The organism is Bacillus inaquosorum (assembly GCF_023238325.1).
Lineage (GTDB): Bacteria > Bacillota > Bacilli > Bacillales > Bacillaceae > Bacillus > Bacillus inaquosorum.
Map to the genome: position 1 here is coordinate 1649651 of NZ_CP096592.1, position 21632 is coordinate 1671282.

The 21632-nt window shown below is 42.4% G+C and carries 20 protein-coding genes; 13 read left to right on the top strand and 7 right to left on the bottom strand.

Going from position 1 to position 21632, the window contains the following annotated elements; genetic code table 11:
- Positions 1-40: 40 nt before the first annotated feature.
- Positions 41-1606: a neutral metalloprotease NprE gene (gene nprE / locus M1M80_RS08165; RefSeq protein ID WP_060398554.1), complete on the bottom strand. Its 1566-nt coding sequence runs from the start codon at positions 1604-1606 to the stop codon at positions 41-43.
- A gap of 289 nt (positions 1607-1895) precedes the next feature.
- Here nprE and M1M80_RS08170 point away from each other — a divergent pair, with 289 nt between their 5' ends.
- The 4 genes from M1M80_RS08170 to M1M80_RS08185 are packed head-to-tail and all read left to right on the top strand — an operon-like array spanning position 1896 to position 4906.
- Positions 1896-3836 carry a hypothetical protein gene (locus tag M1M80_RS08170; RefSeq protein WP_080428999.1) on the top strand — a complete coding sequence of 647 codons (1941 nt, stop codon included), beginning with the start codon at positions 1896-1898 and terminating at the stop codon, positions 3834-3836.
- Positions 3826-4095, top strand: coding sequence for a hypothetical protein (locus M1M80_RS08175; protein ID WP_060398556.1), 270 nt, complete (start codon positions 3826-3828; stop codon positions 4093-4095). The genes M1M80_RS08170 and M1M80_RS08175 overlap by 11 nt, the downstream gene beginning before the upstream one ends.
- On the top strand, positions 4095-4616 hold the full coding sequence (gene ylaC, locus M1M80_RS08180; RefSeq protein ID WP_060400022.1) for an RNA polymerase sigma factor YlaC: 522 nt from the start codon (positions 4095-4097) through the stop codon (positions 4614-4616). Before M1M80_RS08175 ends, ylaC begins: the two co-directional genes overlap by 1 nt.
- Positions 4613-4906 carry an anti-sigma factor family protein gene (locus tag M1M80_RS08185; protein ID WP_003238772.1) on the top strand — a complete coding sequence of 98 codons (294 nt, stop codon included), beginning with the start codon at positions 4613-4615 and terminating at the stop codon, positions 4904-4906. The genes ylaC and M1M80_RS08185 overlap by 4 nt, the downstream gene beginning before the upstream one ends.
- A 41-nt stretch (positions 4907-4947) precedes the next feature.
- Here M1M80_RS08185 and M1M80_RS08190 read toward each other — a convergent pair whose 3' ends face one another.
- Positions 4948-5559 carry a hypothetical protein gene (locus M1M80_RS08190; RefSeq protein WP_060398557.1) on the bottom strand — a complete coding sequence of 204 codons (612 nt, stop codon included), beginning with the start codon at positions 5557-5559 and terminating at the stop codon, positions 4948-4950.
- A 271-nt stretch (positions 5560-5830) separates the two neighbouring features.
- The gene (locus M1M80_RS08195) at positions 5831-6019 is read right to left on the bottom strand and encodes a YlaF family protein (RefSeq protein ID WP_060398558.1); all 189 of its coding nucleotides are present in this window, start codon (positions 6017-6019) and stop codon (positions 5831-5833) included.
- A gap of 112 nt (positions 6020-6131) precedes the next feature.
- On the opposite strand from M1M80_RS08195, the gene typA reads away from it, so the two are divergent.
- Positions 6132-7970, top strand: a complete 1839-nt coding sequence (typA, locus tag M1M80_RS08200) for a translational GTPase TypA (protein WP_019258311.1) — start codon at positions 6132-6134, stop codon at positions 7968-7970.
- Positions 7971-8026: 56 nt separating this feature from the next.
- Entirely contained in the window at positions 8027-8344 is a 318-nt protein-coding gene (locus M1M80_RS08205; protein WP_003238765.1) for a YlaH-like family protein, read from the top strand.
- A gap of 55 nt (positions 8345-8399) precedes the next feature.
- Here the strand turns inward: M1M80_RS08205 and M1M80_RS08210 are convergent, their stop codons facing one another.
- Both M1M80_RS08210 and M1M80_RS08215 read right to left on the bottom strand, forming a co-directional pair.
- On the bottom strand, positions 8400-8609 hold the full coding sequence (locus M1M80_RS08210) for a YlaI family protein (RefSeq protein ID WP_003238763.1): 210 nt from the start codon (positions 8607-8609) through the stop codon (positions 8400-8402).
- An 82-nt stretch (positions 8610-8691) separates the two neighbouring features.
- The gene (locus M1M80_RS08215; RefSeq protein ID WP_060398559.1) at positions 8692-9321 is read right to left on the bottom strand and encodes a YhcN/YlaJ family sporulation lipoprotein; all 630 of its coding nucleotides are present in this window, start codon (positions 9319-9321) and stop codon (positions 8692-8694) included.
- Between the two features lie 154 nt (positions 9322-9475).
- Here M1M80_RS08215 and M1M80_RS08220 point away from each other — a divergent pair, with 154 nt between their 5' ends.
- Positions 9476-10804 (top strand): PhoH family protein, encoded by a 1329-nt coding sequence (locus M1M80_RS08220; RefSeq protein WP_003238759.1) that lies wholly within the window; start codon positions 9476-9478, stop codon positions 10802-10804.
- Positions 10805-10806: 2 nt separating this feature from the next.
- On the opposite strand, the gene M1M80_RS08225 is transcribed toward M1M80_RS08220, so the two are convergent.
- Positions 10807-11292 (bottom strand): hypothetical protein, encoded by a 486-nt coding sequence (locus M1M80_RS08225; protein ID WP_060398560.1) that lies wholly within the window; start codon positions 11290-11292, stop codon positions 10807-10809.
- Between the two features lie 102 nt (positions 11293-11394).
- On the opposite strand from M1M80_RS08225, the gene glsA reads away from it, so the two are divergent.
- The 4 genes from glsA (at position 11395) to pyc (ending at position 17642) form a co-directional block, all read left to right on the top strand.
- A complete protein-coding gene (gene glsA, locus M1M80_RS08230; protein ID WP_060398561.1) occupies positions 11395-12324 on the top strand; it encodes a glutaminase A in 930 nt (309 codons plus the stop codon).
- Positions 12325-12421: 97 nt separating this feature from the next.
- On the top strand, positions 12422-12703 hold the full coding sequence (locus M1M80_RS08235; RefSeq protein WP_003221339.1) for an Fpa/YlaN family protein: 282 nt from the start codon (positions 12422-12424) through the stop codon (positions 12701-12703).
- Between the two features lie 206 nt (positions 12704-12909).
- Entirely contained in the window at positions 12910-14121 is a 1212-nt protein-coding gene (ftsW, locus tag M1M80_RS08240; RefSeq protein WP_003238755.1) for a cell division protein FtsW, read from the top strand.
- A 74-nt stretch (positions 14122-14195) separates the two neighbouring features.
- Positions 14196-17642 carry a pyruvate carboxylase gene (pyc, locus tag M1M80_RS08245; RefSeq protein ID WP_003238754.1) on the top strand — a complete coding sequence of 1149 codons (3447 nt, stop codon included), beginning with the start codon at positions 14196-14198 and terminating at the stop codon, positions 17640-17642.
- Between the two features lie 463 nt (positions 17643-18105).
- Here pyc and ctaA read toward each other — a convergent pair whose 3' ends face one another.
- Entirely contained in the window at positions 18106-19026 is a 921-nt protein-coding gene (ctaA, locus tag M1M80_RS08250; RefSeq protein WP_060398562.1) for a heme A synthase CtaA, read from the bottom strand.
- Positions 19027-19380: 354 nt separating this feature from the next.
- On the opposite strand from ctaA, the gene cyoE reads away from it, so the two are divergent.
- A complete protein-coding gene (cyoE, locus tag M1M80_RS08255; protein ID WP_003238752.1) occupies positions 19381-20298 on the top strand; it encodes a heme o synthase in 918 nt (305 codons plus the stop codon).
- A gap of 240 nt (positions 20299-20538) precedes the next feature.
- Complete coding sequence (gene coxB, locus M1M80_RS08260; protein WP_060398563.1) at positions 20539-21609, top strand: cytochrome c oxidase subunit II; 1071 nt, start codon at positions 20539-20541, stop codon at positions 21607-21609.
- Positions 21610-21632 lie beyond the last annotated feature (23 nt).

The window sequence follows — 21632 nt, forward strand, 5'->3', positions numbered from 1 at the left end:
AACGAAAAAAAGCCTGAGAGATCTCAGGCTTTTTCTAATATTACAATCCAACAGCATTCCAGGCTGCTTCAACTTTAGCGGCATCAGTTGAGCCGTACAGATCACGGGCAGACTGAATAAGAGCTGCCTTTGCATCTTTGAACGTGGAAGAAGGCGTGAGGTACGTTGTTAACGCGCGGTAATAGATTTGCTGTGATTTAGATACACCAAGCTTTGTAATGGTATTGTAAGCGGCTTTGTTTGGAATCCCGCTGTTTATGTGTACGCCGCCATAATCGCCTTCATCTGTGTTTGGAAGGTTTTGGTAATTGGCGTAGTTGTCAGGCTGATCGTATTTTGTCGGATTGGACAGGCTGCGGAGAGCAGGCTGGCTGACTGTAATGTCTTCACCAATGTCCCAGTCTTCTGTATCTGTAAAATAACCGAATACGTCAGAGAATGATTCGTTTAATGCCCCCGGCTGATTTTCATAAATCAAGTTGGCCGTTTCTTGAGTGACGCCATGTGTCATTTCATGTGCTGTCACATCTAATGAGCCGGAAAGCGGAGAGAAGAATGATCCGTCGCCGTCACCGTAAATCATTTGATCGCCTGTCCATGCAGCATTGTTATACCGAGTGCCGTAGTGAACGGAAGAAACGATTTTACTGCCTTTGTTATCATAGCTGTTCCGTTTAAATGTCGAATAAAAATAATCGTACACTTTACCAAGGTTATAGTGGGCGTCAACGGCTGCCCGCTGAGATGAAGTTGTAAATGTATTAGTTGTGCTTGAGACAAGCGTTCCCGGAAGGCGGCTTTGTCTGTTTTGCAAGTCATATGTGATGATTTGAGTGCCTGTTGGTTTTGAAAGATCTCTTAGAACGTATTTTCCGCTCTCATAAGAGATGTTCAAAGGAACGGTTGCGCCCTTTAGAGTTGTTCCGCTTCCAGTGGCGGCAGCATGCTCTACTTTATTTTGCTGTTTTAATATGCTGCCTGTTTCGGCATCAACTAAGACTTCCCAGTTTGCAGGTTCAGGCTCGATATAGCGAATCGTCACATCGTAAGCAAGACGATAGCTGCCGTCCTTTGTTTCTACCGCTTTTAACTCGGCTTTATCACTGTTTTTGGCCGTTCCGTTAGAAACAGCGTCCGGTGATTTGCCGATGGCTTTGAAAGCGAGTGCCAGCGCTTTTTCAGAAGAGACTTTTTGGCTGTTTTCTGTTTTGCCAGCAGATTGATTGTGTAATTCACCATTGACCGCATAGACATTATCGGATTTATCGACGTGAACGATCACTTGTGAATCTTTAATAGGCACTCCATTAACCACAGGCGCATATCGAAAGTGCTTGTACCCAAGGGCATCAGTCGTGCTTTCAACTAGCTTCAGCCTTTTAGCAGGGTCACCTTTGAAAATGTTACTGTTCTTTTTCAAAAACTGTTTGACAGCCTTGTCATTTGGTGCAGATAGTTCTGATTGCGCAATTGCGTTTTTGGAGAGGAAATTTGTTTGATTCTCTTTAAGCTGATGACTTTCAGCAGCCTGAACACCAGGAAGGCTGATTGACAAACTCATAAACGAAGCAGCGACAGCAACAGACAATTTCTTACCTAAACCCACAATAAATCCCCCTTTTTGAAAATACTGAAAAATCTTTATATCGTTATATTAAACTAGCATTCTGGAATACTCAACAAAAACTAACATAACTAGACAAAATTGATAGAATTGTCCTGTGTTTATTTTTGCTGAATAATATCAAGATGAGTCATGTGTCATGTGATGGTGCATTGCAAGTGTTATGTCTTTTTACATATCAAAGAGAAGATGAGAGATTTTTTGTTTCTTATTGAAACTTTTTGACAAGCCGGCTGTCTAACCGACTGAGGCCTTAATAAGAAGTAAAGGATTGTTGTTCTTGTTGGAGTTATTCAGTCATTATGTATTACATTTCGAACGTTATTTTATATTAAGCAGACAAAGCACCTTGCTGATTCAATGGTCCATTGTTGTTCTTGCGGGCTTATATCTATTGGTGCATCATCCTAAAATAAACCGGTACCGCACAATGTTCTTGGCAGGTGTCTTATTGCGGATTGTTTTGCTGGCCGGGGTATCTGTTGAACTCATTCATCAGGTGCAAGTAACAAACTTTTCCAGCGCTTACTTGAGGGATGATGGAAATGAACTGCTGCCGCTGTTGCATTTTTTGTTATACGGATACGTGCTGCTGACGGCTTTTCACTATATGCTTGTGCTTCGTGATCATGGCGGAAAAGGCATGTTTTATACGTTTGATCTTGCCGTTGTCAGTTTGCCGATTGTACAAATGATATTCAGTTTCTTTTCGTTTTTGAAGGAATTCCCTGATGGGATCGAGCCGATTGATTTCGTGTTCCTGTTTTTAATCATCATTCTACCTATTGTGTTGAATGTACTGTTTTTCAAACTGTATTGGAGAACAAATAAGATTTTACTGGGTTTATTTTATACGCTGATTATCGGACTGCTTGTCCTGCTGCTTGTGCCATATCCTGAGCATATCTCGATTGACTATGGTGCAGTGATGCCATATACGATTTATTTGACAATGGCGGGATTTTTGATGAGCTATCATCTGTTCCAAAAGTCAGGAAAGGTTTATGTGCGTGTGAATAAGTGGCTGACGATGGCTGTCATTGTGTTTTTTATCTTGCTATTAAATCCGATATATAACATAGGAACGGCTGCTTTCGCTGTATCAAAGCCAGCAAATGTCCACGATTCATTCAATTTTGTAGGAGAGCACATTTCATCAGAAAAAGCGGAACAGATACTAAAGTCATTTTTTCCTACGGATGAGACATTGTATTTGCATGATACAAAGATGGATGTGCATTATTTCTACTCATTTGAAAGCATGAGCTATGAGGCTGAAGTGGATGAGGTGTCACAGCTGATTCTTAATTATCAGTACTTGAAAAAGCCGCGGGGAAAAACGCTTACTGATCAAGAGTACGTCCGGAAATCCGTTGCTTTCCTTGAACGGCATGGCCGTGTGTTAAACAAGGATCATGTCGCAACAGCGGTATCCAAAGAAGACGGCCAGACAGTCGTACATATATTCTTGAAAAATCAATTTCATAAAAAAGATAACGATGATGAAGGCACAGTATTTTATTGGGAAAAGGAAACCTTAATGGGCTTTGGTGAAGATCCTTCTATTTATCAGCTTAATTCTCTTCAGCATGTTCATATCACAGAACAAGACATACACGACAAAGTGAAGGAAATGTTTGCAGTTTTAAACATACCGAAACAGCCTTATCAGATCACAGATATTGAAAGCGACAGCCTGCTTGGAAGTTTAGTGCAAGTTGAAACAAAAGGCGGAATTGTTTTGGACTTTGAAAGTGAATCCGGCAGTTTACAACGTCTTTCGCTTCCAACGAAAAAGAATATCTCATTAACAAACAGTCGGCTGCAACAGCAAATATTATCGGTCTTCGATGCTGATGTATCAGAAATGAAGAAAAAAAGCAGGCAGAGTGATGCGGTGGTGTATCATGACTCTTCTAAAACGTACGAGTTTTTTGAAGATCAAGGGATGCTTAACGTTGATGTTTACAGCGATACACGCGATAAATCATTTCCTTATACGTATCGTGATGGAAAATTGGCTTATGAAAAAGTAGCTGCTGCATATCGGGATGTCATTTATAAAAAGCGCATGCGTCCGATTATCATTCAAAGAGGAAATGAACGCCATTATGCATGGCTGATCATTATTCAGCCGTTCGGGTCAAACCGCCATGATGCTTACGTGGTGGATGGAGAAACACAAGAGGTGAAAAGTCTTTATGAATCATAAAGAAAAAGAGTCTGTTTTTTTAGATTTATACGACCTATATAAAGAGGGTGAGCTAGAGGATGAATCAATGGAATGGATGAAACAGCATGAGCCCTTATATCAAAAGAGCGCGGAAGACTTAAAGAGTGAATCTTGTTTCAAGAGAAGCCCGGGTGCTGAAGAAGAGAACCAAATTAGACATATGAAAGTATACCTGTCTTCCATGTATATCTGTTTCATTTTATTGGCCATCTGGATGACGGTGTGGTTTTACTTTTAATGAAGCATAGGGATTCTATTGAGGACTTGTATCGACAGTATTACCAAGAAATTTTGAATTATTTATTCAGAAGGACTCATCACCTTGAAACAGCCAAGGACTTAGCGCAGGACACATTTGTGAAAGCTCTAAACGGTTTGTCTTCGTTTAGGGGGCATTCTTCCATCAGAACGTGGCTTTATACAATTGCACATCACACCTTTGTTAATTGGTACCGCAGGGATGTCAAATACCAATTTACTGATATCAGCAAAAATGAAGGGTTAACGCAGACAACTTATGAACAGCCTGAACAGTATCTGTCACGGACGGTAAAAAACGAAACACTTCGGCAGGAGCTCCTGCAGTTAAAGGATCAGCATCAATCCGTTTTGATTTTAAGAGAATTCCAAGAGCTTTCTTATGAAGAAATCGCGGAGATATTAGGATGGAGTCTTTCAAAGGTGAAAACCACACTTCACCGGGCCAGATTAGAGCTTAAAAAAAACATGGCGAAAAGAAGAGAGGAGGAGGGGATATGACCTGCTTTCTAGTAAGAGACTTGCTTCCTCTGTATCTTGAAGGTGATTGTAAAAGAGAAACGGAACACGTCATTGAAGAGCATTTAAAAACCTGCAGCAGCTGCAGAGAAATGTTTGACATGATGGCTGAGCCTTTTGAATTGGAAGGTGAACAGGCCGTTGAGGAGAATTTTCTGCCGGAAGAGGAAATACGGTTTAAACAGAGGTACTACGGTTTGCTGATCGTTAAAGCTGCCTGCTGGTTTGGAGCGGCGGTTGCTGTGATGCTGATCATCAAACTGCTGATATAAGGAAAAGCGCTTGCCGGAAAACGGACAAGCGCTTTTTTAGATTAAGCTTGGGGATGAATCATTTCGTAGATTGCGGCAAGCTGTTCTTGTGACAGAGCACCGAAGAGTTTTTCGTAAACGTCAGCTTGCAGAGGTGTCGCGCCTGCTTGTACCGCTGCATCTTTATCATAGCTGTATACACCGTCTTGTAATACAATGGCTGCTTGAAGAATGTGGATCTTTAGGGAAACAGCAGAGAAAAATTGTTCAAGTGCGAGTGCTTCTTTTTCTGTGAAGCCAAGTTCAATTGCTTTTTCTGTATCAAATTTGTAATTTCCATCTTCGACATACACACATTGTGAAACAACATTGAAAAACTCTGATGTCGACTCCCATAATGTTGCGATTACTTGAGCCTCTTCTTTTGTCATTCCTAGCTCGACAGCTTTTTCACTGTCAAAATAATACACACCGTCTTGTTCGTATATACATTGATTTAATACATCAATGAATGTATTGAGATCTTCGTTTGTGATTGTCTGATGCTGAACATGAACAGCAGTGTTATCAGCCAATGTTTTTGCGCTGGCTGCATCAGGGCCGAACGTTAATAGAGCAGCTGAGGTCATTGCGGCAGTCGTTAGCATAGCTTTTTTTACAAATGTTTTCTTCATGTTTCTTCTCTCCCTTTTATGAATTGTGTTACAAATTCCATTATAGGGAGAGATTAGTATGAGAAAAATAGGCTCTATGGTATTTTATGTATGCCGTTGCCGAACTACTTTTGGCCGTCACATGTGTAATCGTTAGAACGATTGTCTATGTATGGATCCTGTTTTGCATCTTCCCGACTAAGAAACAGGGGAGATAAGACTTAATGAAATAAAAAACACCGCTTTCTTTGCGGTGTTTTTTGATTACAATGTCTCCAGTGGGGCAATGCTTTTAATCAAGCAAGCCCTGCTCGCGCATTTTCTTTTTTAATGTAAATCCGCCGCCCATAACGGTGCAAACAAGTACAATGCTGGCTGCAATGCCTATTGCGCTTTTTTCAGCGATAAAGACGCCGATCAGCATAATGCTGAAAACCGCTGCAAATGCAAATAATAGTAAAAGCCAATTCATTTTTTTCATATTTTCCATCCCCTTTTACGTCTTATAATAAGTTTACAGAAAAACGTGACGCTTTTAAAGAGGATGTGTGGTATAATATGAAAGTTATCTAATTTTATTAGGAGATGAAAAAGTGAAACTTCGAAATGATCTTCGCAACATCGCGATTATTGCCCACGTTGACCATGGGAAAACGACTCTAGTCGATCAGCTTTTACATCAGGCTGGTACGTTCCGTGCCAACGAACAGGTTGCTGAACGCGCAATGGACTCTAATGATCTTGAACGCGAACGCGGCATTACAATTTTGGCGAAAAATACTGCGATTAACTATAAAGATACACGCATCAATATTTTGGATACCCCTGGACACGCAGACTTTGGGGGAGAAGTAGAACGGATTATGAAAATGGTTGACGGCGTAGTGCTTGTCGTTGACGCATATGAAGGCTGTATGCCTCAAACTCGTTTCGTTCTGAAAAAAGCTCTTGAGCAAAACCTGAACCCGGTTGTTGTTGTAAACAAAATTGACCGTGACTTTGCTCGTCCTGAGGAAGTTATCGATGAGGTTCTTGATCTGTTCATTGAGCTTGATGCTAATGAGGAGCAGCTCGAGTTCCCAGTAGTATACGCTTCAGCGATTAATGGAACAGCGAGTCTTGATCCGAAACAGCAGGATGAAAACATGGAAGCTTTATATGAAACGATTATTAAGCATGTTCCGGCACCTGTTGATAATGCAGAGGAGCCGCTTCAATTCCAAGTTGCCCTTCTTGACTACAACGACTATGTAGGCCGTATCGGTATCGGACGCGTTTTCCGCGGCACGATGAAAGTCGGCCAGCAGGTTTCTCTTATGAAGCTTGACGGAACGGCTAAATCATTCCGTGTAACAAAAATTTTCGGTTTCCAAGGCTTAAAGCGTGTGGAAATTGAAGAAGCAAAAGCGGGAGACCTCGTTGCGGTTTCCGGTATGGAAGATATCAACGTTGGTGAAACGGTCTGTCCTGTAGACCATCAAGATCCGCTTCCGGTGCTTCGTATTGATGAGCCGACACTTCAAATGACATTTGTCGTAAATAACAGTCCGTTTGCAGGCCGTGAAGGCAAATATGTAACGGCCCGTAAAATCGAAGAGCGTCTTCAGTCACAGCTTCAGACGGATGTGAGCTTGCGTGTCGAGCCTACAGCTTCTCCTGATGCTTGGGTTGTTTCCGGACGCGGTGAGCTGCACTTGTCAATTTTAATTGAAAATATGCGCCGTGAAGGCTATGAGCTTCAGGTGTCAAAACCTGAAGTTATCATCAAAGAAATCGACGGCGTACGCTGTGAGCCTGTTGAGCGTGTGCAAATCGATGTTCCTGAAGAGCATACAGGTTCTGTCATGGAATCAATGGGTGCCCGCAAAGGCGAAATGATTGATATGATCAATAACGGTAACGGCCAAGTCCGTCTCATCTTTACAGTTCCTTCCCGCGGATTGATCGGTTACTCTACAGAGTTCCTGTCATTAACACGCGGATTCGGTATTCTGAACCATACGTTTGACAGCTACCAGCCGATGCAGGCGGGCCAAGTCGGCGGACGCCGTCAAGGTGTGCTTGTGTCAATGGAAAACGGAAAAGCGACATCTTATGGTATTCAAGGAATTGAAGACCGCGGTGTCATCTTCGTTGAGCCGGGTACTGAAGTATACGAAGGAATGATCGTTGGAGAGCATAACCGTGACAACGACCTTGTTGTTAACGTCAGCAAAATGAAACAGCAGACGAACGTCCGCTCTGCGACAAAAGATCAGACAACTACAATCAAAAAAGCGCGTATCATGTCTCTTGAGGAGTCTCTAGAGTACTTAAACGAAGATGAATACTGTGAAGTAACACCTGAATCCATCCGTTTAAGAAAGAAAATCCTCAATAAAAACGAACGTGAAAAAGCAGCTAAAAAGAAAAAAACAGCAGGATTGTCTTAATCTCTTGCAGAATTTGAAAAGATAGAACCCGCACGTTTGCAGGGGAGGGAATCTTTTTGAATGACGTAAATGAACGCCTGTCGTTCTTCGCCGCTCTATATCAAGTAGACCGGCAGCCTGCGGCAGGCATGTGGCTGCTGTACGGCACGATTTTTGTGTTGGCCGTTATTGTGTTTAAGCTTGGCTTTGCTAAACGGCTTCCGGTATTAAAATCAGCAGTGGTGTATGTATTTCTGGCTTTGGGCTGCACTGTTTTGACCTTTTTAGGAGTGTTTTTGCCCGTGGCAGAGGGATTGGTCGTCGCTGCGCTGATTTTAATCATTTACAAAATTCGGCTGTATCAGTCGAAAAAGGGACAGTCTGCAAAATCATAAAAAGACTCAGCTGAGAAGCTGAGTCTTTTTTGTTCTGTATGGTAAAGCGGTTGCTTTATTTTTTGACTTTTTCTTTCTTCTGCTGCCCCGGATGAAAAGTGAATTTTCCCGTTTTCAGCCGTTCTTCTGTTTTTTTGGTAATCCGGTCGTGGCATTCCTGACACATATATGTATGGATTGGGCGGTTTCGAAGCCGTTTCGCGATCAGGGTATCATCATCAATAGTTTCAATTTTATCGCAAATAGAACATTGGACCCTCATCATATCACCTCTTTCACTAACATGTATTATAGCACGGATCAGAAGCTGTCCAAAATAAGAAAAAGCTAAAGCGCGAGGCTATAGCTTAATCATTGGTATTCTTTTTCATATGATGATCAGATTGATCGTTTTGCTCCTGATCCATTTCCTGCTGCTGCTTTCTGTTTAATTGATCATTTTGCTGCTTTGTCTGTGGCTCGTCTTCATTATCAATCACATCGTTAGGCACTTCAGGAAGCACTCGGCCGACAATCGCAGCCAATTCATCTAATATGCCTGTCACCGGACGGCCTTCACTGATTTCTCTGCTCATTTCATTCAGGCGGCTGACCGTATCTGGGTCAGCAATGACAACTGCGTTGGCGCCGTATCGATCATTTTTTAGAGCTTGGGCTACAGAATATTTAATGGTTTCCACTTTGCTTCTGTCCAAAGTATCATCGACGTCAATCCCCACAACGGCATATCCTCCGAGCACAACGGCTGTTGCATCCTTGACATCAGGGATTTTTTCAGCAACGCTGACAAGATGCTTGGCAATATCTGTTCTTGTTCCATTGTCTTTTGTCTCCTGAGTTGTGTCCTTTACGTGAATCGGTTTGGTTTCCTGTTGTCTTGTTGATTCTTCTTCAACATTTTGATCCTGTCTTCCTTGCTGGTAGGCACATGCGGACAGGATAAGCGTCAGCTGTATGATAATGAAAAGAATTCGCACTTGCGGGTTCCCTCCTTGAGATACATTCATTAATTTTATTGTTGAATTAACCTTCTATCTTTATGCACAAAAACATATATTTTAGCAGGCATTCACCTTTTTCATCGTAAGAGAAGCAGGAAGAACTTTGACCCTTATATCAGGAGGCTGAGACTTGAGTAAAATTTATGTGTTAGATACGAATGTGTTATTACAGGATCCTAACGCGATATTTTCTTTTGAAGAAAATGAGGTTGTCATCCCTGCTGTTGTATTAGAAGAGGTTGATTCAAAAAAACGGTATATGGACGAAGTTGGGAGGAATGCAAGGCACGTATCTAAGCTGATCGATGCACTAAGGCAAAAGGGCAGGCTGCATGAGCAGGTCCCGCTCCACACTGGGGGCACACTGAGAATTGAACTGAATCATCGTTCGTTTCACCAGCTGCAAGAGATCTTTATAGAAAAAACGAACGATAATCGTATATTAGCTGTTGCGAAAAACTTAAGCCTTGAGGAAGAAACGAAGGAAGATGGCAGGGCGGTTATCCTTGTCAGCAAGGATGTATTGGTCAGAGTTAAAGCAGACGCAATCGGGCTGCATGCTGAAGATTTCTTAAATGACCGGGTTGTGGATAATGATGAAATGTACAGCGGCTATAAGGATTTATATATCAGCCAGCAGCTGCTCAGCTCTTTTTATGGGAAAAATCAAATTTCAGTAAATGATTTAAAACAGCACGCATTTTATCCGAATCAATTCGCATTAATGAAGGATGAGCTGGGAGGATCATCCTCAGCTGTCGGAATTGCAGATAAAACAGGAAAGGTCTTAAAAAGGCTTGTATTTGATGATGAACATGTATGGGGAATCAGGCCGAAAAATGTACAGCAGACAATGGCATTAGAGCTTTTGCTGCGTGAAGATATTCCGCTCGTCACCCTGATCGGAAAAGCAGGAACCGGCAAAACGCTTTTAGCATTGGCGGCGGGGCTATTGCAGACAGAAGACTTAGGGATATATAAAAAGCTGGTCGTCGCAAGACCGATTGTTCCTGTTGGCAAAGACATCGGATACTTGCCCGGCGAAAAAGAGGAAAAGCTAAAGCCTTGGATGCAGCCGATTTTTGACAACTTAGAGTTTCTGTTTAATGCGAAAAAACCGGGGGAGCTTGAGGCCATTCTGTCGGGTATTGGCTCAATTCAGGTTGAGGCGCTGACTTATATCAGGGGGAGAAGTATTCCGGATCAATTTATTATTATTGATGAAGCGCAAAATTTGACCAGGCATGAAGTGAAAACGCTGCTGACGAGAGTCGGTGAGGGCAGTAAAATTGTCTTAATGGGCGATCCTGAACAAATTGATCACCCATATTTAGACAGTTTGAACAATGGTTTGGCCTATGTGGTTGAGCGATTTAAAGGACAACCCATCTCAGGCAGCGTGAAGCTGTTAAAAGGTGAGAGATCAGGTCTCGCTCAGCTGGCCGCTGACTTGCTGTAATACTAAACGATTTCAATTTCTTTTATATGGGTGATCGGCTGTTCGTGATCAACTGGATCTTCAAAGTAAATATGTACGGGACCGCCTTCTTGAACCGGCTTGCCTGCTTCACTGAAATGGACAATACTGTTCAGAGCGGTTTCAAGAGGAACGGCGGCCTTTCCCGAACTTGTGACGAATACGCATTGTGTCGCGGAGCTGAGCGGCTCGGCATTTTTCAGAACAGTTCCAAGTTTCATTGCGAAACTGCCGTTCATCAGTTTTTGCTTCTCGAATTGTTTTTCCGTCTTTAATGTTGGCGGCGCAATCCGGCCTTCTCTGATCACGCGTTCAGGATCAAGATCCGATTCATCCCCGGCTGATTGTAAATGTATGTCTTGACCGTCCCCTTTGCGGTCAAACGAAAATTTGCGATCATCAAAAATCCATACACTCGGATCAATGGTGATCGGATATGTAACATTGCCTTTTACTTGTATAACACTCATGATATAACCCCCTTCTCTCAAAATTATAAAAGTTTTCGCATGAATTGTCACTTTGTGTACAAATTATGTGTATTGAAATGCTCAGGGAGCGAGGGTGGTTGCATGGTATGCCGGCATAATGACGAGCTTGAAGCCTTAGTAAAAGAGGCAAAAAAGGTGACAGACAAGGGGGAAGTAGCCAGCTATATTCCCGCCTTGGCAAAAGCTGATAAACACGATCTGTCAGTGGCGATTTATTATTCCAATAATGCTTGTCTGTCAGCGGGTGACGTAGAAAAAACATTTACGCTTCAAAGTATATCGAAAGTCCTCTCACTTGCATTGGTGTTAATGGAATACGGCAAAGATAAGGTCTTCAGTTATGTCGGACAGGAGCCGACCGGTGATCCGTTTAATTCAATTATCAAGCTGGAAACAGTGAATCCGAGCAAGCCGTTAAACCCTATGATCAATGCCGGGGCATTGGTCGTGACAAGTTTGATTAAAGGGAAGACGGTGAAAGAGAGACTTGATTATTTGCTTTCTTTTATCAGAAGGCTGACAAACAACCGAGAGATTACATACTGCCGGGAAGTGGCTGAATCCGAATACAGCACGTCAATGATTAATCGGGCAATGTGTTATTATATGAAGCAGTACGGCATTTTTGAAGATGATGTAGAAGCTGTAATGGATTTATACACGAAGCAATGTGCGATTGAGATGAACAGCCTGGACTTGGCGAAAATCGGATCTGTATTCGCGCTGAACGGCAGACACCCTGAGACTGGGGAGCAAGTCATCTCAAAAGATGTGGCGAGAATTTGCAAAACGTTTATGGTGACGTGCGGAATGTATAATGCAAGCGGGGAATTTGCAATTAAGGTCGGAATTCCTGCAAAAAGCGGCGTATCCGGAGGGATTATAGGCATTTCGCCTTACGATTTCGGGATCGGCATTTTCGGCCCGGCATTGGACGAAAAAGGGAACAGCATTGCGGGTGTAAAGCTTTTGAAAATAATGTCTGACATGTACAGGCTGAGTATTTTTTAATTTATGGCATCTGCTTAAATCCTCTTGCATTTTCTGCTCATACCCTTTATGATAAATAGAAGAATTAGGTACTCGCCTGGGGAACGGAGGGATACTTTTGGCTTCAGAGATGATAGTTGACCATCGGCAAAAAGCTTTTGAGCTCTTAAAAGTTGACGCTGAGAAGATTTTGAAGCTGATCCGAGTACAAATGGATAACTTAACGATGCCTCAATGTCCTCTATATGAAGAGGTTTTAGATACTCAAATGTTCGGGCTTTCGAGGGAAATCGATTTTGCTGTCCGCCTGGGATTGGTTGATGAAAAAGACGGTAAAGACCTTTTATACACATTGGAGCGCGAATTGTCTGCTTTACATGACGCGTTTACAGGTAAATAAATGACAAAACTCAAACTTATTAACAGTTTGGGTTTTTTTATAACCGCTAATTTTCTCTCATCTCCTTAAAGACGGTCTTTTTTTACACATTCCTACCGAATCGTATAGAGATTCTTCGTCTCGTTTGATAAATTGTAGTAAAATAAAAAAATAGAAATACATAAAAACCATAGATAATGGAAGTTAGAAGCAGGGAAGAGGATGTTATGTTAAAAAAAATGCTAAAATCTTATGATTACTCACTGATATTCGCAATTGTTTTATTATGCGGATTCGGTTTAGTGATGGTATACAGCTCAAGCATGATTACGGCTGTTTCTCGGTATGGAGTAAGCAGTAATTTTTTCTTCATGCGGCAGCTGTTTGCTTTAATTGCGGGGGGCGCTCTTTTTATTCTCATGGCTTTGTTTCCTTACAAAGCACTGGCTCACCAGAAGTTTCAGAAGGGGATGCTGCTTGTTTCTGTTCTGGCGCTTATCTCGCTTTTCGTATTCGGGCATGTTGCCGGAAACGCACAAAGCTGGTTTAAAATTGGCGGATTGAGTTTACAGCCGGGCGAATTTGTCAAGCTGGTGGTCATATTATATCTTGCAGCCGTATACGCCAAAAAACAAAGCTATATTGATCATCTGTTAACGGGAGTGGCGCCTCCAGTGGTGATGACAATCATTCTTTGCGGATTGATTGCTATGCAGCCTGACATCGGTACAGCGTCGATTATCGCTTTAATTGCAACATGCATGATTTTGTGCTCGGGTTTCAGCGGAAAAACGTTGGTAAAGCTTATTTTGTTGGGCGGGATTGTTTTAATACTGGTCAGCCCGATTATTTATTTAAATAAGGACAAGATCCTAACAGAAAAGCGTTTAGATCGTTTTGAGAGCCTTGAAGACCCGTTTAAATATGCGGATTCATCAGGTTTACAAGTGATCAATTCATATTATGCGATCGGCTCAGGCGGTATTTTCGGTCTGGGACTCGGTGAAAGTATTCAAAAATACGGATATCTGCCTGAATCACATACTGACTTTATCATGGCCGTGATTGCTGAAGAACTAGGTATTTTTGGGGTATTGTTTGTGATTTTCCTATTGGGTTTTATCGTAATAAAAGGCTTTTATATTGCCAGGAAATGCGAGGACCCGTTTGGAAGTCTTCTAGCGATCGGCATTTCGAGCATGATCGCCATACAATCGTTTATTAACCTTGGCGGTGTCAGCGGATTAATTCCGATTACGGGGGTTACGCTGCCATTTATCAGTTACGGGGGCTCTTCTTTAGTGCTGCTGCTGGCGAGTATGGGGATATTAGCGAATATCAGCATGTTTGTGAAATATTCAGAGAATAAGAAAAAGAGAGAGCCCTTGGCGCCGAAGGGAATGAAAAAGAAACAGCTCAAAAAAACTGTTTATCTGTAAAAAACAAGTGTGTACATGGGAAGGATATTTCGCTATGATAGATTATATTCCATTCGGGTAAGGGGGAGAAAAGTTTGTCTCAGCAAACGATACAAAAAGTATTAGTAGCAAACAGGGGAGAAATTGCAATCCGAATATTCCGGGCTTGTACCGAATTAAATATTCGTACTGTTGCGGTCTATTCAAAAGAAGATTCCGGTTCCTACCATCGGTACAAAGCGGATGAAGCATACCTGGTCGGTGAAGGGAAAAAACCGATTGATGCTTACCTGGATATCGAGGGTATCATTGATATTGCGAAAAGAAACAAAGTCGATGCGATTCATCCGGGATACGGTTTCTTATCTGAAAATATCCATTTCGCGAAACGATGTGAAGAAGAAGGCATCGTATTCATTGGTCCAAAATCCGGGCATCTAGATATGTTTGGTGACAAGGTAAAAGCGCGTGAGCAGGCAGAAAAAGCCGGAATCCCTGTGATTCCCGGAAGCGACGGTCCTGCAGAAACGCTTGAAGCAGTCGAACAATTTGGACAAACTAACGGTTATCCGATTATTATTAAAGCTTCGCTTGGCGGCGGCGGCCGCGGTATGCGGATTGTCAGATCTGAAAGTGAAGTCAAAGAAGCATATGAGCGTGCAAAATCAGAAGCAAAAGCAGCCTTTGGCAATGATGAAGTTTATGTAGAAAAATTGATTGAAAATCCGAAACATATTGAGGTTCAGGTGATTGGAGACAAGCAGGGCAATGTCGTCCACCTTTTTGAGAGGGACTGTTCTGTTCAAAGACGCCACCAAAAAGTCATTGAAGTGGCACCGAGTGTCTCGCTGTCACCTGAATTGAGAGATCAGATTTGTGAAGCGGCAGTTGCGCTTGCGAAAAATGTAAACTATATAAACGCAGGTACGGTTGAATTCCTTGTTGCAAACAACGAGTTCTACTTTATTGAAGTAAACCCTCGCGTACAAGTTGAACATACGATTACAGAAATGATTACAGGTGTCGACATTGTTCAAACACAGATCCTTGTTGCCCAAGGGCACAGCCTTCACAGCAAAAAAGTAAATATTCCTGAGCAAAAGGACATTTCTACAAACGGCTATGCCATTCAGTCACGGGTTACGACTGAGGATCCGCAAAATGATTTCATGCCTGATACAGGAAAAATAATGGCTTACCGCTCAGGCGGCGGTTTTGGTGTCCGTCTTGATACCGGAAACAGCTTCCAAGGAGCCGTAATTACGCCGTATTATGATTCACTTCTCGTTAAGCTTTCCACTTGGGCTTTAACGTTTGAACAGGCGGCGGCCAAAATGGTCCGAAACCTTCAGGAGTTTAGAATCAGAGGCATTAAAACAAACATTCCGTTTCTTGAGAACGTTGCAAAGCATGAGAAGTTCCTGACAGGGCAATATGATACATCTTTCATTGATACAACACCTGAATTATTTATTTTCCCTAAACAGAAAGACCGCGGAACGAAAATGCTCACTTACATCGGCAATGTGACAGTGAACGGGTTCCCTGGAATCGGTAAAAAAGAAAAACCGGCGTTTGACAAGCCGTTAAACGTAAAAGTAGACGCTGATCAGCAGCCTGCCAGAGGGACAAAGCAAATTCTCGATGAAAAAGGTGCTGAAGGGCTTGCGAAATGGGTTAAGGAGCAGAAATCTGTCCTTTTAACTGATACGACATTCAGGGATGCCCACCAATCGTTATTGGCGACGAGATTCAGATCTCATGATTTGAAAAAAATCGCGAATCCGACAGCAGCTTTATGGCCTGAGCTATTCAGCATGGAAATGTGGGGAGGCGCGACCTTCGATGTAGCCTACCGATTCCTGAAAGAAGATCCATGGAAGCGTTTGGAAGATCTTCGCAAGGAAGTCCCGAACACCTTATTCCAGATGCTTCTTCGTTCATCAAATGCGGTAGGCTATACGAATTATCCGGACAATGTGATTAAAGAATTTGTGAAGCAATCCGCTCAAGCCGGTATTGATGTGTTCCGTATTTTCGACAGCTTAAACTGGGTAAAAGGGATGACGTTAGCCATTGATGCTGTTCGGGATACCGGCAAAGTGGCAGAAGCAGCGATTTGTTACACGGGAGATATTCTTGACAAGAACCGCACGAAATATGATCTTGCTTACTATACGTCGATGGCGAAGGAGCTTGAGGCTGCCGGAGCCCATATTCTCGGAATTAAAGATATGGCGGGACTGTTAAAACCGCAGGCTGCATATGAACTCGTTTCTGCGTTGAAAGAGACAATCGACATTCCGGTTCACCTTCATACGCATGATACGAGCGGCAACGGTATTTTTATGTATGCGAAAGCTGTTGAAGCCGGCGTTGATATTATAGACGTGGCGGTCAGCTCAATGGCGGGATTAACGTCTCAGCCTAGCGCGAGCGGATTTTATCATGCGATGGAAGGCAACGCCCGCCGTCCGGAAATGAATGTTCAAGACGTTGAATTGCTGTCCCAGTATTGGGAGTCAGTGCGTAAATATTATAGTGAATTTGAAAGCGGAATGAAGTCTCCGCATACTGAAATTTATGAGCACGAAATGCCTGGAGGCCAATACAGCAACCTGCAGCAGCAGGCGAAAGGAGTAGGCCTTGGCGACCGCTGGAATGAAGTTAAGGAAATGTACAGACGCGTCAACGATATGTTCGGTGACATCGTGAAGGTAACGCCTTCCTCTAAAGTAGTCGGAGATATGGCGCTCTACATGGTGCAAAATAATCTCACTGAAAAGGACGTTTACGAAAAAGGCGAATCATTAGATTTCCCTGATTCTGTAGTGGAGCTTTTCAAAGGAAATATTGGCCAACCTCATGGCGGATTCCCGGAAAAACTCCAAAAGCTGATCTTAAAAGGCCAGAAGCCGATTACGGTCAGACCGGGAGAGCTGTTAGAGCCGGTATCCTTTGAAGCAATCAAACAGGATTTTAAAGAGCAGCATAACTTGGAGATTTCAGATCAAGATGCTGTGGCGTATGCCCTTTATCCTAAAGTCTTCTCTGATTATGTGAAAACGGCAGAAAGCTATGGAGACATTTCGGTATTAGATACGCCGACATTCTTCTATGGCATGACCTTAGGTGAAGAAATAGAAGTGGAAATTGAGCGCGGAAAAACATTGATTGTCAAGCTGATTTCAATCGGTGAGCCTCAGCCTGATGCCACTCGCGTCGTTTATTTCGAACTGAACGGACAGCCGCGCGAGGTTGTCATTAAAGACGAAAGCATCAAGTCTTCCGTTCAGGAAAGGCTGAAAGCGGACCGGACAAACCCAAGTCACATCGCAGCTTCTATGCCTGGAACGGTTATTAAGGTATTGACTGAAGCAGGCACAAAAGTCAATAAAGGTGATCATTTGATGATCAATGAAGCGATGAAGATGGAAACAACGGTTCAAGCGCCTTTCTCAGGAACAATCAAGCAGGTTCATGTCAAAAATGGCGAGCCGATCCAAACGGGAGATCTTCTTCTCGAAATTGAAAAAGCATAATAAACCGGAGTGTATATCATTGGATATACACTCTTATTTTTTTAAAAAAGAGCGGAGTGAAACAGTTGAAAGTGTGTGTATGGTTTTAAGGCTTTGAAGACAATTCAGCACTGTCACAAGTCATTTTCTATTCAAAACAAAAAACAGAACTTATCTGCTGCCGATCCTACAGGTAGATCAGTACTTTATAAACGTGAAGTATGATATAAGCCATGAATATCTCTTTAAGACTCAATCTGTTTTTTAAAATGAGGCGCGGCAAAAGGCTTTACCTGCACATTTTTTATCATGAAGCGATACAGATGGACTCATATGAAATTGATGCGTTTTCTATAATCAGGATGATGCAGGTTACGGAGCGCACCGATCCGCTCATTGATTTTCAAGTTCAGCGGAGACTAGCGATGGAAGCGTATGAAGCGGCAAAAAAAAGACCAAAGCGTAGGGCTTTGGTCTAGAGTCGTTATGATTGTCTGGATTCATAACGGAAACGTGCAATTAATAATAAGAAATAGCATAGAACGCCAAACAGGCAGGCTATAAAGAACGAGTGGGCAAGTGCAAAACCCAGAGCCAGTTCAGAGTATACGATCATAATACCGGACAGCGCCTGTAATGTGATAAAAATAAGACATGAGATCCAGCCCCAAAAGATCTGTTTTTGATCTTTATAGGAAGTAATAGCATGAACAGCCGCAACAATAATCCATACAAACAACAGCAAGGCTGCTGCTCTGTGGCCCATTTGCACCCATTCATGGAATTGAGTCGGAAGTCCATTGTTCAGCGGACTGCACAGCGGTACATCAGGACATGCCAAGCTTGACTCGGTATGTCTTACATATGCACCAGTATACACAACGATATAGGAATATATTAAAATCCCTATCATGTGAAATTGCATTGTTTTGCCGATTTGAAGCGGCTTAACCAGTTTTCTAACTGATTTATCAGCTTCAAATATGAGCAATGTCAAAATGAGCACTGAAGCGAAAGAAATCAATGAGATGCCAAAGTGAAGCGCCATAATCAGCGCGTTTGAACCGAATACGACAGCCAATGCGCCAAGCAGTGCCTGTAGAAATAAAAAGATAATAGACATGATCGCGAGAAACGTTGTTTCACGGAAAATAGGCGTAATTTTTCTCCAAGACCAAAACGCAAGGCTTAACACAAGGATAATAGAAATCCCGCTTGCGAATCTGTGGCTCCATTCAATAATTGAAGCCGGATTCAGTTCAGGGAAAAAACGGCCGTGACACAGCGGCCACTGTCTGCCGCATCCTTGGCCGGAACCTGTTTTTGTAACGAGGGCACCCCCGATTAAAACAATAAGCATGACAAATGTTGTCAGAACACCGAGAGCTTTTAATGCTTTATTCATACAATATTCACCTTCTCAACATACTGCTGCAATTTTATATACGTTCCAAGTGTAAGCGAATATGTGTTTTGTGGCAATTCTTAGAGCCTTTTGTTCACAAAAATATAATAGAATGACGGCTTCCGGAAAATGTACACTTGATTATTCCTGCCGGGTCTGATAGAAATAAGGTAAACGCACTGCCGATTTGGCGATTGCCTTCATCTTTGGTAAAATTCATAAAAAGTTCACAAATAAATTCCTGTTTGTCGTTTAATATTTAATAGGATGTTTTTTTACAAGATGTTATCTTGTATGATAGAGTTGCAGGTTTTTTTATTCTCCTGCGTTAGGTTTGTAAGGGAGGTTTACGTTATGGCTAACTCCAGAATCTTAAATGATACAGCTATAGACGGACAAATTGAAGAAACAACGGCATGGAAAGATTTTCTGTCCCTTATTAAAATAGGGATCGTCAATTCTAATCTCATCACGACTTTTACTGGAATGTGGCTTGCTCTGCATATTTCCGGTTTGAGTTTTTTAGGCAATATAAACACCGTTCTTCTTACGTTAATCGGATCTTCTCTGATTATTGCGGGCTCATGCGCGATCAATAACTGGTATGATCGGGATATCGATCATCTTATGGAACGCACGAAAGTAAGACCGACGGTTACGGGTAAAATTCAGCCGAATCAGGCGTTATGGTCTGGAATTTTGCTGGTTGCTTTAGGATTGATCATGCTGCTGATGACAACTGTCATGGCTGCCGTTATCGGTTTTATCGGAGTCTTTACGTATGTTGTATTGTACACAATGTGGACGAAACGCCGTTATACGATTAACACAGTAGTAGGAAGTGTTTCCGGTGCAGTGCCGCCGCTTATTGGATGGACGGCAGTGGAAGGCAATATCGGTGTCGTGGCATGGGTATTATTCATGATTTTATTTATTTGGCAGATTCCTCATTTCTTAGCATTGGCTATTAAGAAAACGGAGGATTACAGAGCTGCAAATATTCCGATGCTTCCTGTCGTATACGGATTTGAAGTGACAAAAAGACAAATTATTGTCTGGGTTGCGTGTCTGATGCCGCTACCGTTTTTCCTTGGAAGCCTTGGCCTTCCGATTGTCATCCTCGGCTTGCTGTTAAATATCGGCTGGCTGATTCTCGGCTTGATGGGCTTCCGCTCCAAGAATATCATGAAGTGGGCAACACAGATGTTCGTTTACTCGCTCAATTACATGACAATCTATTTCGTTGCCATGGTTGTCTTGACTCTTTTCTAAAAAAATAGATACATTGCTTGTTTTATCGCTTCAAAATAAACGATGACAACTAGTAAATGCCGCCTTGACCTTTTGTTTAATCAGGCGGCTTTACTTTTATACATAGATGGCATTTTGAGTAAAAAAACTCATAATTTAAGAGAAGAGGAAATGTAAGTGCTTTATTGGTGATAGGCTGGATTGCGATGAATTTCGAGTCTGCTTTCCGCCTTGTATTGACCAGAAAAGGGGTTGGGTGAAATGGTAAAGCATTGGCGTCTTATTTCATTATTAGCCTTAGTGCCGCTTCTATTAAGCGGATGTGGAAAACCTTTTTTATCCACACTCAAGCCTGCTGGCGAGGTGGCTGATAAACAGTATGATCTGACAGTGCTCAGCACATTGATTATGGTGGTTGTTGTTGCAGTAGTATCTGTTATCTTCTTTTATGTGATTGTGAGATTCAGAAGATCACGGGTCGGTGAGAACACGATACCGAAACAGGTAGAGGGGAACAAATTTTTAGAAATCACATGGACCGTGATCCCGATTTTGCTGCTCATCATTCTTGTGATCCCTGTCGTATTATATACGCTTGAGCTAGCAGATACATCACCAATGGATAAGAAAAGCCGCAAAGCTGAGGATGCGCTTGTAGTCAATGTCCGGGCAAATCTATATTGGTGGGAGTTTGAATATCCTGATTACGGCATTATCACAAGCCAGGAGCTGATTGTGCCGACAGACCAGCGGGTATATTTTAATTTAAAAGCTTCCGATGTCAAACATTCCTTCTGGATTCCTTCAGTCGGAGGAAAACTTGATACGAATACAGATAATGAAAATAAGTTTTTCCTGACATTTGATTCAAAACGAAGCAAAGAAGCAGGAGATATGTTTTTTGGGAAGTGTGCAGAGCTTTGCGGCCCTTCACACGCGCTGATGGATTTTAAGGTAAAGACGATGTCTGCAAAAGAATTCCAGGGCTGGACAAAAGAAATGAAAAACTATAAGTCTACAACAGAAAGTGATTTGGCTAAGCAGGGCGAAGAACTGTTTAAAGAGAAGAACTGTCTGAGCTGCCATGCGGTAGAGCCGAATGATAAACGTGCAGAAGCAGCAAGAACGGCACCTAACTTAGCGACCTTCGGTGAAAGGGCAAAAGTGGCAGGGGTGAAAGACGCCAACGAAGAAAATGTGAAGGCTTGGCTGAAGGATCCTGAGAGCATAAAACCGGGTAACAAAATGACAGGAACATATCCGAAGCTGTCAGACAGTGAAACAGATGCGCTTTATGAATACTTAAAAGGCTTAAAAACGGAAAGCAAGTAGGGAAGAAAGGGAGATATTGGGGG